Source organism: Leptolyngbya sp. GB1-A1 (assembly GCF_039962475.1).
Taxonomy (GTDB): domain Bacteria; phylum Cyanobacteriota; class Cyanobacteriia; order Elainellales; family Elainellaceae; genus Leptolyngbya_A.
Window position 1 is genome coordinate 409,691 of the sequence record NZ_JAMPLI010000002.1, and the last position, 13,270, is coordinate 422,960.

A 13,270-nucleotide genomic window follows, 5' to 3' on the forward strand; every position below is an offset into this window, starting at 1 on the left:
ATTAATGTCCGTCGTAGCGTCCATTTTCTTAAGGGCGATTTTGTGATGATGACGGATGCTAACGTCGGGCGAGTTTTACACGATCGCTATCACCTGCGGCAGTTGCTCGGTCAGGGGTCGATGGGGCGCGTGTACGGAGCCGATGACGACGCGCTGGGTGGGATTCCTGTTGCCATCAAATTTCTCTCTCAGGCATTGCTGAATCAGCGAATGCGCGATCGCTTCGAGCGAGAAGCAAAAACCTGCGCCCAGCTTGGACAGCGCAGCATTCACATTGTGCGTGTGACCGACTATGGGGTAGACGAAGAAGGCATTCCGTTCTACGTGATGGAGTACCTCAAAGGCTCTAACCTCAGCGACTTGGTCGCGCAGCAGGCGATGGTGGTTCCTCGCTTTCTGCATCTGCTGAAGCAAATCTGTCTGGGGCTACAGTGCGCTCACCGGGGAATCCAAATCGAGGGACAAACCTTCCCGATCGTTCATCGCGATATTAAACCCAGCAATATTCTGGTGACGCAGAACGATAGTTTAGGGGAACTCGTCAAAATTCTGGATTTTGGTATCGCTAAGGTACTTCAGCCCGAAGGTCATCAAACCAACTGCTTTATGGGCACGCTTGCCTACTCGTCGCCCGAACAAATGGAAGGACGTGAACTTGACGCCCGTTCCGATATCTACAGCCTGGGCGTGCTGATGTTTCAAATGCTGACAGGCAAAATGCCGCTCAACGCCGATACCCACTCGTTTGGGGGCTGGTACAAGGCACATCATTTTCAAAAGCCCCAGCCGATCGCTACCGTCAACCCCAGCGTCAAAGTGCCAAAAGTCCTTGAAAATTTGGTGATGGGCTGCCTGGAAAAATCGGCGGGCGATCGTCCTCAGTCAGTTGCCGAAATTGTAACCGCGCTTGGACCGCTCGAAGAACGATTTGGAACCGGGCTGCAAGTCGCTCAGCGAATTAAAGCATCCCTGTCTCGCCTGCCTGTCACCCCAGCCGCTCAGCCCTCGAACTTCCTGGAAGGCGATGAACTCTATCGGCTCGCTACTTGGCCCCCCCAAATGCCGATCGCGGAGATTGTCTTTCCCAAGCCAATGCAAACCAGCCAGGGAATGCTGCCAACCCTATGGGTGATGCTGCCCCGGATCGAGATTCACAAGCGCGTGACGTGTAGCCGCTATAACCAGTTTCTTTTTCTGGAAATGCCGCATCCGATGCTGCTGTGGCTTACTGTGCTTTACAACCGGGAACATGAGCCACGCTGGTTGCCCTGCTATCTCGATCTGAAAAGTCCACCGGGTCGGCAAATGGCCACGCTCTTAGGCACCACTGGACAATACCGCATCCTGTTTTTCGCCCTTGAGGATCCGATGCGCTGTGCCAGCATTCAGTCAGTGTCGATCGCCCCAGCTCAGTGTCAACTGCTGCATGAATGGGCAATGGTAGGACAGGCATCTCGAATTCCGCCTAACCCAACGGTGAGCAAGGATTTGCTAAAGCACGAGCTAGAAAAAATCAAGCCTCAGATTCTCACCAAGCTAGAGACGCTCTACAGCAGTGGCTTCACTGCCTTTAAAAGTCCATCGGCATGATTAGAACTGCAGCATGCTTTAAAGGCTTTGTCGAATGGGCTATCCCTTAGGAATGCGGAAAATAAATGATGGGATGCCAGCTTCGCCGCAGCATCTCCCCTGCAAAACTGGGGGTTGGGAGTTCGCTCAGCTTGCCAAACCGTTTAGAACTTAGCGTAATTGCGCTGATATCGTAGTCGATTGCTGCTAGCAGAATTTCGGCGACCGGTTCACCCTCGAGCACTCTGGTGTGAATCGTGAGGTCGGGCAAGTCCAGGGTGGATTTGGCAGCGGCCAGTCGAGTTTCTGCGTCTTTGATCTGATAATCCTTGGGAACTTCTCGCCGTCCACTAGAGCTAACGACCCACGTCAGGAGGCACTCTTTTAACGGTCCCTTGCCAGACTGAGCAAGCTGACGAATTCGCTGTAGCAGGTATTCTGCTTCATTGGAACTGTCGTAAGGAATCAGGAAATATCGAAAAAGGTTTTGGCATCGTAGTGCTAACTCTTCCACCATAAAAGTCGAGAGGAGCTGTGGTCGAAAAACCATCACCGGAACAGAGGTGCGCTGGCACACTCCAACTGCTGTACTGCCAAACAGTTTTTCGGTCAATAAACTCCGGGCTGCTGTTCCAAGCAAAATCAAATCAGTCGCATTGTCCTGGGCAGTCTTCAGGATCGCATCTATGGGGCGGCCCCACTGCACCTCAATTCTGACTTCAACCCCATCTGGCACTGCTTGTTGAGCGACTGCAAGGCGATCGCGAATCTGACGCGCTTTGTCCGAATCGATTCTGGGAATTTGCCGATCGCTGTCCAGCGGAATCACATGAAGAAACGTGATTTGCTGAATGCCGCTTGCAGCAAGATTCGGTACAAAATGCACCATGCGCTGCAAACCATCAATGAAATCAGTGCAGATAAGAAGCCTTTGGAACATGGTAGCAACTAAGCAGGATGACTGTTCCTCTTAACCTACCATTCCTGCTGGGAATTCAATTCTCTAAATGCGGTGATTTTTGCGAGCAACGGCTCCAGTAATGCCCTTTCTCCGGTTGGTCATCTCTATTGCTGAACCTAAGAAATTTCAGCAGCTTTATCGCTCGAAATGACGATTTGAGAACAGTTCAATCGTTGAAATAAGTTTGAATTTTGGTCTAGTCTTGAGCGATCGGGTATGAATAATGCTGTTTTTCTTTCCCCACTTTTCCCGATCAGTCTGACCCATTGTCTTTTTGAACTTACGCCTGAGCCACCTGTTATCTGTGTCTTTTGACTGTATCGACTATCTCTTCAGAAGACGGCTTGCGGCTTGATTAAAGGCTATCATCATTAGATTTTTAAGCAAATGAGCTTCCGAGTTGACGCCCCAGCATCCCCAGCCCCTTTCTCTTCTGGAACAAAGCAAGAGAGGGAGGTCGTCCACAAGGTCGCAGACGATTACTCGTACTGGTTCGCAGTCTCAATTCCCCACTGATGCTTCAGGAAATGCTTGTACATATTTTCCTTTACCATCATTTGCTCATAGAGCTTGATTAAGAAATCTTGAGCCTGCTCACGGCTCATCCGCTCGACTTGAGTTTCAAACGAACGAAGGTTGAATTGCTGTTCTAGTGAGAGTTCGATAGGCTGACTCATAATTAACTCCAAGTTGAAGTGAAGTAGTGAACCGAGGGACTCAGGCATGGAGCAGAGCATCAAAAAAGACTTTTGCTTCTAGCTGCCTGGTGAATGCAGTGTTCCCTAAACAAATACAGGTTATCACTTGCATATTACAGAAGATAACAATTGTTTGACAAAGCGACCACCCCCTACATAGGTATTTCTCTAGGATGAAGTATTTGTAGCAAGGGGCGCGCTCGAAGAATGTTCGGCTTGAACAGATCGCTTAAATCTTCTTAACAAAAGCGATCGAGGCCTGCTCCTGCTTGAGAAAAAGAAGCTTTTGGGGAATGGGAGATCAGAAAAACTAATCTATTTCTTCGGAAAGACTCATTAAATCGTGTGACTCCAAGCCCATTTTCACGGTCTCGATCAAGTTGTTTACTGTCCAATAACCTCTGAGGCAGTAAAGACGGCCTGAGGCGACAAAGCCAGCCAGGCGAGAAACAGGCGGAAATCAAAAAAGCCTACAGCTCGATCGAGTGCAGGCAAAAAACTTATTCGGATCATAAGGTTGCAACTGTGAAATGGCAGTTGTGAGCGCGACCGTCAGGTTAAAACGGACCAGTTAAGACAGGCCCAGTAAAACAAACTCGGCCAAGCCAGATTAGCGCATTGCCAGTGCAGGCTCGAGCTGTCCCGCTGGTTGCGAAACATTCTGAACGATTTGACGACGCTGTTTCAATGCCTGAAGATGCTGCAAGAGTGCTTCTGTTTCTGCCTCAAGATGCATTAACTCAACTTGATGAGTTGCCTGGTAAGGCAGTTTCCGATTGGGCGATGGCTGGAATGAAGATGATGCAGCCATTCTTTGAGCCGATTCAGCGGTAACACCAGAATTAGAAGAAATTATGCTGTTCATTAACTTGGACTAGTAATTATTACTCATTCACACCACAGGGGTATTCTATCTTAAACCTGATTCCAGATTGTAATCAGTGGGTAAATTGACCGGAATCAAGATGTGTCGGTTCCCGAACTGGCTAGGCCCTAGCTTGAGCAATCCGCTCCCGAAACTCATCTGCCTTTGTAGAGAGATCGGCTTGAGTAATTTTTTCCTGCTGACCCAAAGCCAGCCATTTAAGCTGCACTGTTTGACTATCTGCTTCTGCATCACCCAGAACGAGACAGGCAGTTGCGCCGCTCCGATCGGCACGTTTCAGCTGTTTGCCAAACGCACTGCCACTTAAGTCCAGCTCTACTGAAAAGCCCTGATGCCGCAGCATCTGCGCAAGCTGGGTTGCCTGAGCTTCTGCCCGATCGCCCCTTGATACTAAATAAAAATCCAGCGGAGCTGCCGGAGCTGCCTCAGTCGCCTGTCGCAGCAGAATGATGAGCCGTTCTAAGCCGATCGCCCAGCCGACTGCCGGAGTTTGGGGTCCACCCAGCTCTTTCACCAGCCCGTCGTAGCGACCGCCGCCGCAGACTGTATTTTGCGCCCCCAGTCCCGTGTCGGCAATGATTTCAAATGCCATGTGGGTGTAGTAGTCTAAACCGCGCACTAGGCAGTGATTCAGCCGATAGGCGATGCCCAAATCCGTTAGCTGCTGCTGCACCTGTTCAAATCGCTGCTGGGAGTCTGGCGAAAAGTGATCCCAGATTTTAGGCGCGTCCTGGACAATTTGCTTTGTTTTGGGGTCTTTGCTGTCGAGGATTCTGAGGGGATTTCGCTCCAGGCGGTTTTGGGAATCGGTATCCAGGTCTGCCCGATAGGGCATGAGATAGTTGATGAGTGCTTCGCGATACTGGCGGCGATCGTCTGGATCTCCGACTGAGTTCAAATCCAGGCGCAGGTTGTCTAAACCCAGGGTTTTGAGAATGTCGATCGCCAGCGCAATCACTTCCACATCGGCACGGGGATCAGCACTGCCGATTGATTCGATCCCAAGCTGGTGAAACTGTCGCTGCCGTCCTTCCTGGGGCTGCTCGTAGCGAAACATGGGTCCGGTGTACCAGAGCCGCTGAGTTTCTCCCTGGGCATAGAGGCTACGCTGGATGTATGCCCGCACGGCTCCAGCAGTGCCTTCAGGGCGCAGCGTGATCGATCGATCGCCTTTATCAAGGAAGGTGTACATTTCCTTACCGACCACGTCGGTGGCTTCCCCGATTCCGCGCTCAAACAAATCGGTCTGCTCAAAGATAGGGGTGCGAATTTCTCGATAGGCGGCGCGGCTAAGAATTGTCCGGGCAACGGACTCAACCCACTGCCAGTAGCCCACCTCATCGGGCAGGATGTCGCGTGTTCCCTTAATGGCTTGAATTCCGCTCATGGATCAGATCTAGAGAGTGAAAAAGGCGATTACCGCGCAGGGGAAACTGTTTTGCATCGCTTTTGCATCAATTCCCAAGCAATAAATCTTAGCTCAACTCGTGCGGCAGGTGATCGCCCCACCCTCTAGGAATTCAGCCGTTCCCACCCTCCAAAGCGATCGGCATAGTAGCGCAGAATTTGCTCGACGCGCTGCTGAGCAGTTGTATTTGCGGCTGAGGTGTAGCGGAGCCAGAGTCCGCCGACCTGACTTTCTTGATAGCTGAACTGTTGAGAAGTTTGCGGCAGCAAGTCTGCTTCAACCCCATCAACCTGTCTCAGGTGGGCAGCAACTTCGCAGTAGACTGCAAGCGGTAACTGGGGACAAACCAGTCGAACAGGAGTTAAAGAGGCATTCATTCAAGCAGTTTCGGTGAGGGGGCATGGGTTTGTGCAGGTATTACCCATTCTTTCACAGGTTTCTGACACTGTGTTTTCTAAGATACAGATTTCTGGGATACAAACTTTCGGGATACGAAAGGTTTTCAGAAAGCGAAAAGATGGAGTCGGTTAGAGCAAATCTTCGGTAGCCATTATTTCTTCTTCAGGCATCTCTGTGGCAGGCGGGAGCGCGTCTCTGGCGATCGGTAGCGTACAGCAGTTAACTTCGTCAATGCAGACTTTGCCCCACTGCAATGCCCAGCGCACCAGTGCCACTCGATTTCCGGTTGCGGTCTTGGTCAGGATGTTGCTGATATGGTTGTCTACGGTGCGTTTGCTAATGTCAAGCTTTGCAGCGATTTCCTGGTTAGTTAAACCAGCCGCGACCAGCTCAACGATTTGGAGTTCCCGCTCGGAAAGGCTTCCAGCATTTTGCGTCTCGCCGCTCATTGTCATAACCAGTGCTCGCTTAACTGCAATGTGTATATGTACTTAGTCTAACTGTCTTCATTGTAGGCATTTATTCTGAGATCGCCGCATTGTTATTAGAGATTCTTTAGCTCGATGTTGGGCTGACTGAGCCTTTGACGGTTTGGGCTGCAACTGGGAACGGCTTCTGCGGGATAAGCGTCCTGAGTTCGATAGGATAAGGGATGATTTTGAAGTCAGGTTTTGTTTCTCGTTTTTCGCATGAGCAACCGCATGAGCAATTTCCGCCGCTTGATCGGTGTTGGAGCTATTGGATTTGGGATAGCGATCGGCATGACATTTCTTGTAGATAGTGCTAGAGCAGAACAGCCCGCCAGTGCAGAACAGCCGCTTTCGGTGGTCTATCCACCTGACCAGCACGAAACCACTTCCGATCGCATCTTTCTTATCGGCACGGCTCCGGCAAGCGAGACGGTTATGGTCAACGGACAAACAATCGATCGCAGTGCGGCAGGACATTTTGCGCCCAGCTTTCCGCTTCAGATAGGAGAGAATGTTTTCACGCTCCAGGCTAGCTCCCAAACGCTGACCTTGCGTGTCATTCGCACGTCTGGCCAGCCGCCTGCTCCTGTGGGAACTGCTTTTGCAGAAGGGTCGCTCTCCCCTGCGGAAAATATTGCTCGCCTGCCTAATGAGCCGATTTGCTTTAGTGCGATCGCGCCTGCGAATGCGACTGTTTCGGTGACGCTAAAGGATCGATCGCTCCCGCTGTTGCCTCAGCCCAATGCGGTTAGTTTGCCGCCCAATGCTGCCGTTCTGACGCTGCAAAACCAGCCGACTTCATCGAATGCAATGTCAGAGGCGATCGCCTATGAGGGCTGCACCACGTTTCCGTCTGAACTTCAGCCGAGGTTAAGCGATGGGAATGCGATTCAAAGCGGTTTTATGCTCGCGCCTGCGCGTGGAACTGAGGATTTGGGCTTTCCCACTTTTCGCCTCAGCTTGAACGGGCAAACCGTAACTCAACAAGGCAGCGGCAAAGTGGAACTGCTCTCGCCGAATCAGCTTCAAGTGGTGGAAGTGACTGCTGATCCGGGAGCCGCCCGCACCGGACCTAGCACTGACTATTCGCGCCTGACTCCCCTCCCGAAAGGAACCAGAGCCTCCGTTACCGCCCGCACTGGAGAATGGCTGCGGTTAGACTACGGAGCCTGGATTCGCGCTTCCGAAACTCAAGTAATTGCCAACGCGATGCCGCCCCAAAGCCTGATTCGCAGCATTCGATCGCGTGAAGCCGGAGACTGGACAGAAGTGCTGTTTCCCCTCCAGGTTGCCGTGCCCTTGAGCGTACAAGAGGACGATCGCACCTTCACCTTGAACCTGTACAACACTACTGCCCAGACCGACACGATCTATATGGACAATGATCCCGTGATTCGGCGAATGGATTGGCAACAGCCCAGCCCCAATCAGGTGCAATACGTTTTTCATCTGAAGTCAGACCAGCAGTGGGGCTACCGGATGCGCTATGAGGGAACCACCCTGATTCTGGCATTCCGGCATCCGCCGATGAGAACGGGACGAGAGCTAGAAGGTGTTTCGATTGTCCTTGATCCCGGACATGGCGGGCCCGAAGATCTGGGATCGCGAGGTCCAACGGGCTACCCCGAAAAAGATGCGGTTCTGGTGGTGTCTAACCTGCTACGCGATCGGCTCGAAGCGAGAGGGGCAAGGGTTTCTATGACGCGAGAAGCCGATATCGATCTGGATTTGCGTCCGCGTATGGATTTTATTGATGCACAAGAACCGATGATCGCGCTCAGCATCCACTACAACGCGCTGCCCGATAACGGAGACGCAGAAAACACAGCGGGCGTTGGCACCTTCTGGTACAACCCGCAGTCCCACGACCTGGCGGTATTTCTGCACGATTACCTGGTAGAAAAGCTCGATCGCCCTTCCTACGGCACTTTCTGGAACAATCTGGCTCTGACTCGACCCACCGTTTCCCCAACTGTCCTCCTCGAACTGGGCTTTATGATTAATCCAGATGAGTTTGAGTGGATCACCGATCCCCAGGAGCAGGAGCGGCTTGCTGACGCGCTGGCAGATGGAATTCAGGCTTGGATTGATGCTCGGAGTTCGACTCCATAGACTCTCTCTAAGTGGTTTGCGGCGTGTCTCTAGGTGGTTCAAGGCGTGGCAATCCTACTATTGCCCTCTAAATCCCCCAACTTTGGAGGACTTTGAACGTGAGCGTGATTGGCTCGGTTCCCTCCAGAATTGGGGGCAGGAAGCAGTTTTGGGCACGCTATCTGTTTCAAACCTCTTTAACCATCCTTTTTACGAAAGTGCGTCTCTTCCGATCGCGAGCCAGATAAGGCAAGATAGTCCTGTTTAGCTAAATCGCATTTCGACTTAAAAACCCGGTAAACGCAAGTGAATTCGATTCCCCCATTTGATTTAACTGAGCAATACAAGCTGATTGGCGAAGAAGTGGGTGCTGCTGTCCTAGAAGTTCTCGCATCTGGGCGATATATTGGCGGCAGTCCGGTGGAGCAGTTTGAGCAGCAGTTCGCGCAGTTTGTTGGTACGGCTCACGGCATTACCTGCAATTCTGGAACCGATGCGCTTTATCTCGCACTCCGATCGCTCAATATTGGCGCAGGGGATGAAGTCATTACCACGCCGTTTACCTTCGTTGCTACGGCTGAAACAGTGAGCGCAGTGGGCGCAACGCCCGTTTTTGTGGATATCGATGCGGCAACGTTTAATCTGAATCTCGATCAGGTAGAAGCTGCCATTACCGATCGCACCAAAGCCATTATCCCGGTACATCTGTTTGGTCAGCCTGTGGATATGACGCGGGTAATGGAAATCGCCCAAAAGCACCACCTCTCTGTGATTGAAGACTGCGCTCAATCCACCGGGGCAGAGTGGAATGGGGCAAAAGTTGGCAGTATCGGTCATGTGGGCTGCTTTAGCTTTTTCCCAACTAAGAATCTGGGAGCCTGCGGCGATGGGGGAGCCATTACAACAAACGATCCGACGATCGCCAGCCGGGTGCGAATGCTACGCGACCACGGACAATGTCAGCGATATCGCTACGAAGAAGTTGGCGTGAACAGCCGCCTTGATGCAGTACAGGCAACCATTTTGCTGATTAAACTGCGCTATCTCAATCAGTGGAATGCCCAGCGTCAGACGATCGCCGATCGCTATACCCAACTGCTTCAGCCCCTCCCCGGTATCCAGTCGCCTCAAACGATCGCAGGCGGAACCTCGGTTTGGAATCAGTACACCATTCGGGTGCTCAGCAAGGGCAACTTGTCTCATGAGCGCGATCGAGTGCGGCAACGTCTCCAGGAGCAGCAGGTCAGCTCCATGATCTACTATCCGATGCCCCTGCATTTGCAGCCCGTTTATGCGTCGCTGGGCTATCAGCCGGGGCAACTGCCTGTTTCTGAACAAATGGCGCAGGAAGTGCTTTCTCTGCCAATGTTTCCAGAACTTTCACCGCTCCAGCAGGATCAGATTGTTTACGCCCTAAAGGACAGTCTCCAATAACTTGCGAACTTCACCAAAACCGCCTGCTTTTTTCAGCAGCGTCTTTTCAGCAGTGTTATAGTCTCATGCGCGAGGGTTTGCCTTCTAAGCGGCGATCGAGGCAGAATTATCGCAGCTTGATTGCCAGGCTGAGACAATAGACCTGCTTTGAAAATTGCGTTTCATTCGTGGTGATGAGCGCGATTGATCATGATGTCTCCTGCAAGAATCCAAGCTTCCCCTTATCCCCCAACTCCTTCTCTCACCAAGAGCGAAGGGGAGCAAGACAAAAGAGCCTCAGTGAGGTTCAAGTCTCTCTACGTTCTGGAAGAGGAATTTAAGCCGAGAGCCGCATTCGTGCAAGCGGTCTAGTCCCCAGAATTAACATTTTTAATAAGAACTAACAAATAAGAACCAACAAAAAAGTCAGGGATTTGACCCTGACCGATCGCCTTAAGCGGAATAAAAGCAAAAAAGAGAACTGTTCGATAAAACGAATTACAGCAAAATCTGGGTTAAATCACGCCAGCGTTTGTCAAGCCCAGGATGACGCCTGTACCGATAATATGACCAAAGCTGGTCGCTGCCAGGATTGCTGCTGCACTCAGACCCAGCGTATCTGACAGAATGGGAATTCCGGGTCCCACTTTGGGATAGCGGATGCCCACCTTCCCGATCGCCAGAGCAACCAGGTTACAGGCAAGCATGATTAAACCAACGGTGGGAGTCCACTCAGGTAGTCTTGCAACAACATCAGCGATGAGAGCAGTAAACAAGGGTTTGTCTCCTTTGATTATTAACGATCGCTTGTTTCGGAGTTTTACCAAAAAACGGGACGCTGTATCGAAGAATTGCAGTAATAGTTAACATTGGTGATCATTTCTGACCGCACAGGATGTGAGCTGATGAAGATTCTGGTGATGAATGCCGGATCGAGTAGCCAGAAAAGCTGTCTTTATGAGATTGGCGATTTGCTGCCGACACAGCCCCCAAATCCGCTCTGGGAGGCAAAGATTGACTGGACGCATCAGCCCAACGTGGCAGAACTAAGCGTCACGACTGAAGGCGGCAAGGTAAAAGCAGAATTACCCGCTTCGCCCCGGGCTCAGGTGATAAACCGTCTGCTGGGAACCCTCTGGACAGGGGCAACGCAGGTGATTGCCAATCCGCAAGAAGTTCAGGTTGTCGGGCATCGGGTGGTTCATGGTGGCAAGGACTATCACACCAGCATCCGGATCACGTCGGAGGTCAAAGCCACTATCGATCGGCTCTCAACCCTTGCGCCCGTTCACAATCCTGCCAACTTAGAAGGTATTGAGGCGATCGAGCAAATCTTAGGCGATGTGCCGCAGGTTGCTGTCTTTGACACTGCCTTTCATGCCCAGATGCCCGATGCCGCCGCGATCTATCCCGGTTCCTATGACTGGATCAAAAAAGGAATTCGTCGTTATGGGTTTCACGGCACGAGCCACCGCTACTGCGCCCAGCGCACGGCGGACTTGATGGCGCGAGATCTGAGCGAACTAAAGCTGATTACCTGTCACCTGGGCAACGGCTGCTCGCTGGCTGCGATTCAAAACGGGCGCAGCATTGATACGACAATGGGCTTCACTCCCCTGGATGGATTAATGATGGGCACACGCTCAGGCAGTGTTGACCCCAGTATTTTGATTTATCTCATGCGACAAGAGGGCTACACCGCCGATCGCCTCGATCAATTGCTCAATAAAGAATCAGGACTGCTGGGCATTTCCGGCGTATCTAACGATATGCGAGCGGTCATGCAGGCAATCGAATCTGGGAACGATGACCCCTCCGGGGAACAGCGAAGCTACCGGGCTCGGCTGGCACTCGACATTTATCTGCATCGGCTCCGAAGAGAAATTGGGGGAATGCTGATGAGCCTGGGAGGACTGGACGCACTGGTGTTTACGGGCGGTGTGGGCGAAAATTCTGCCCTGGTGCGATCGGCTGCTTGTGAGCCGTTAACCTGGCTAGGCGTAAAGCTTGATCCGGCTCAAACGGTTTCTTCGGAAGACGCCTTGATTTCTGCCCCTGATTCGGCAATTCCCGTCTGGGTAATCCACACGCAGGAAGATTGGACGATCGCACGGGACTGCTGGGAACTTCTCCAGGCTTAGCTGATTTTTATCCACTGATCGACTTGCACGGTATATTAATAAGCTGCTGTAATCGATGCCTTTTCCTCCATGACTGCTCAACCCAATATTCAGCGTATTTATACCGATGGAGCCTGTTCTGGCAATCCAGGACCAGGAGGCTGGGGCACGGTGATTTATTATGACGACGGTTCGGTGTATGAGCTAGGCGGAGCCGATCGCCAAACGACCAACAACCGGATGGAAATGCAGGCGGCGATCGCAGCCCTGGAATACTTGCTCAATTCCCCGCAGACCGAATCTGTGACGCTCTACACCGACAGCGAGTATGTCAAAAACGGCATTACCAAGTGGGTTAGCGGCTGGAAGCGCAAAGGCTGGAAAACTTCTGCGGGAAAGCCCGTTCTGAATCAGGATCTCTGGGAACTGCTCGATCAGCTCAATCAAAAAGCAGTGCAGCAGATTCCGGCTTTTAAGTGGCAGTACGTGCGCGGACATTCGGGCAACGAAGGCAACGAACGGTGTGATACGATCGCCCGTGCCTTTTCGCTGGGACAAACTCCCGTCTTGAGCCAAAAGACGCCGAGTCCCAGTGATCGGGGTTCTGGTAATCAGGGTTCCAGTGAGCGGGATCCTGTTGAGTGGGAGCCACAGAGCCGCATTTCTCCAGAAAACGGTTCAACAGCTCCAGCTATACTCAATCTCGCTACGGTAAATACTGACCAGACTCAGAAGGAAGCGATACAATCCTCTCAACCGCACAGACAACCCCACGAGTTTTCGATCGCGGAGCAAGCCGGATCAAACTTAACTTCAGACTTAACTATGGTAGATTCCACCAACTCATCTGCGCTGACTGAGGGGTCAGACCTGCCGCGTGAAGTCCGGGTCTCGATGTTGCGAGGCCTAGTCGAAACGCTGCGAATGGCAGACGAAATTGCTCAGCAGGGCTACTTGATTACCAGTTCCGAGCTGGCAGACCTAATGGATGTGAACGCGAGCGCAGTGACCAGTCGCGGCGATAACTGGGTGTGGCGCAATTGGGTTGTTTCGCGAGTGCGGCGGGAGGGAAATCAGATTCTTTGGCAGCTCGAGCGGGTGGATTAGGGGATGAGTGAGGGAATGAGACGGTGAGGGGTGGAATCAGAACAATCGCTCTCTAGCTTTCTTGGCAGTTTGTCTGCATAATATCACCACATCTTGATCGAAAGGGCATCCTCTACGCAACATCTAGCGGGCTGCTTGAAGTGGGCTG

Annotated in this window: 12 protein-coding genes; 5 read left to right on the top strand and 7 right to left on the bottom strand. The window is 52.0% G+C overall.

Translation table 11 applies throughout. From position 1 onward, the window contains the following. Positions 1-45: 45 nt before the first annotated feature. Positions 46-1,590 carry a serine/threonine-protein kinase gene (locus NDI45_RS03700; RefSeq protein WP_347277904.1) on the top strand — a complete coding sequence of 515 codons (1,545 nt, stop codon included), beginning with the start codon at positions 46-48 and terminating at the stop codon, positions 1,588-1,590. A 46-nt stretch (positions 1,591-1,636) separates the two neighbouring features. Here the strand turns inward: NDI45_RS03700 and NDI45_RS03705 are convergent, their stop codons facing one another. The 6 genes from NDI45_RS03705 to NDI45_RS03730 form a co-directional block, all read right to left on the bottom strand. Further along, positions 1,637-2,509 (bottom strand): universal stress protein, encoded by an 873-nt coding sequence (locus NDI45_RS03705; protein WP_190793341.1) that lies wholly within the window; start codon positions 2,507-2,509, stop codon positions 1,637-1,639. Positions 2,510-3,009: 500 nt separating this feature from the next. Then, positions 3,010-3,207 (bottom strand): NblA/ycf18 family protein, encoded by a 198-nt coding sequence (locus tag NDI45_RS03710; RefSeq protein ID WP_348246378.1) that lies wholly within the window; start codon positions 3,205-3,207, stop codon positions 3,010-3,012. A 631-nt stretch (positions 3,208-3,838) separates the two neighbouring features. Then, a complete protein-coding gene (locus NDI45_RS03715; RefSeq protein WP_190794290.1) occupies positions 3,839-4,039 on the bottom strand; it encodes a hypothetical protein in 201 nt (66 codons plus the stop codon). Between the two features lie 175 nt (positions 4,040-4,214). After that, entirely contained in the window at positions 4,215-5,501 is a 1,287-nt protein-coding gene (gene hisS / locus NDI45_RS03720) for a histidine--tRNA ligase (RefSeq protein ID WP_348246380.1), read from the bottom strand. A 125-nt stretch (positions 5,502-5,626) separates the two neighbouring features. Further along, positions 5,627-5,899: a hypothetical protein gene (locus NDI45_RS03725; protein ID WP_190794292.1), complete on the bottom strand. Its 273-nt coding sequence runs from the start codon at positions 5,897-5,899 to the stop codon at positions 5,627-5,629. A 150-nt stretch (positions 5,900-6,049) separates the two neighbouring features. Next, entirely contained in the window at positions 6,050-6,376 is a 327-nt protein-coding gene (locus NDI45_RS03730) for a helix-turn-helix transcriptional regulator (RefSeq protein WP_190794293.1), read from the bottom strand. A gap of 306 nt (positions 6,377-6,682) precedes the next feature. Between NDI45_RS03730 and NDI45_RS03735 the strand changes: the two genes are divergently transcribed. Together NDI45_RS03735 and NDI45_RS03740 are read left to right on the top strand one after the other, a co-directional pair. Continuing rightward, on the top strand, positions 6,683-8,503 hold the full coding sequence (locus tag NDI45_RS03735; RefSeq protein WP_348246424.1) for an N-acetylmuramoyl-L-alanine amidase: 1,821 nt from the start codon (positions 6,683-6,685) through the stop codon (positions 8,501-8,503). Between the two features lie 285 nt (positions 8,504-8,788). After that, positions 8,789-9,916, top strand: a complete 1,128-nt coding sequence (locus NDI45_RS03740; protein WP_348246382.1) for a DegT/DnrJ/EryC1/StrS family aminotransferase — start codon at positions 8,789-8,791, stop codon at positions 9,914-9,916. 494 nt (positions 9,917-10,410) lie between these two features. Here the strand turns inward: NDI45_RS03740 and psaK are convergent, their stop codons facing one another. After that, positions 10,411-10,671 (bottom strand): photosystem I reaction center subunit PsaK, encoded by a 261-nt coding sequence (gene psaK, locus NDI45_RS03745; protein WP_190792696.1) that lies wholly within the window; start codon positions 10,669-10,671, stop codon positions 10,411-10,413. A 129-nt stretch (positions 10,672-10,800) separates the two neighbouring features. Here psaK and NDI45_RS03750 point away from each other — a divergent pair, with 129 nt between their 5' ends. Both NDI45_RS03750 and rnhA read left to right on the top strand, forming a co-directional pair. Next, positions 10,801-12,036, top strand: a complete 1,236-nt coding sequence (locus tag NDI45_RS03750; protein WP_348246384.1) for an acetate kinase — start codon at positions 10,801-10,803, stop codon at positions 12,034-12,036. 69 nt (positions 12,037-12,105) lie between these two features. Beyond that, on the top strand, positions 12,106-13,122 hold the full coding sequence (gene rnhA / locus NDI45_RS03755; RefSeq protein WP_348246386.1) for a ribonuclease HI: 1,017 nt from the start codon (positions 12,106-12,108) through the stop codon (positions 13,120-13,122). Positions 13,123-13,270 lie beyond the last annotated feature (148 nt).

Excerpts from the sequence above, each read along its gene's own strand:
- NDI45_RS03700 (WP_347277904.1), top strand. The coding sequence starts at position 46 with ATGATGACGGATGCTAACGTCGGGCGAGTTTTACACGATCGCTATCAC.
- NDI45_RS03705 (WP_190793341.1), bottom strand. The coding sequence starts at position 2,509 with ATGTTCCAAAGGCTTCTTATCTGCACTGATTTCATTGATGGTTTGCAG.
- NDI45_RS03710 (WP_348246378.1), bottom strand. The coding sequence starts at position 3,207 with ATGAGTCAGCCTATCGAACTCTCACTAGAACAGCAATTCAACCTTCGT.
- NDI45_RS03715 (WP_190794290.1), bottom strand. The coding sequence starts at position 4,039 with ATGGCTGCATCATCTTCATTCCAGCCATCGCCCAATCGGAAACTGCCT.
- hisS (WP_348246380.1), bottom strand. The coding sequence starts at position 5,501 with ATGAGCGGAATTCAAGCCATTAAGGGAACACGCGACATCCTGCCCGAT.
- NDI45_RS03725 (WP_190794292.1), bottom strand. The coding sequence starts at position 5,899 with ATGAATGCCTCTTTAACTCCTGTTCGACTGGTTTGTCCCCAGTTACCG.
- NDI45_RS03730 (WP_190794293.1), bottom strand. The coding sequence starts at position 6,376 with ATGACAATGAGCGGCGAGACGCAAAATGCTGGAAGCCTTTCCGAGCGG.
- NDI45_RS03735 (WP_348246424.1), top strand. The coding sequence starts at position 6,683 with ATGACATTTCTTGTAGATAGTGCTAGAGCAGAACAGCCCGCCAGTGCA.
- NDI45_RS03750 (WP_348246384.1), top strand. The coding sequence starts at position 10,801 with ATGAAGATTCTGGTGATGAATGCCGGATCGAGTAGCCAGAAAAGCTGT.
- rnhA (WP_348246386.1), top strand. The coding sequence starts at position 12,106 with ATGACTGCTCAACCCAATATTCAGCGTATTTATACCGATGGAGCCTGT.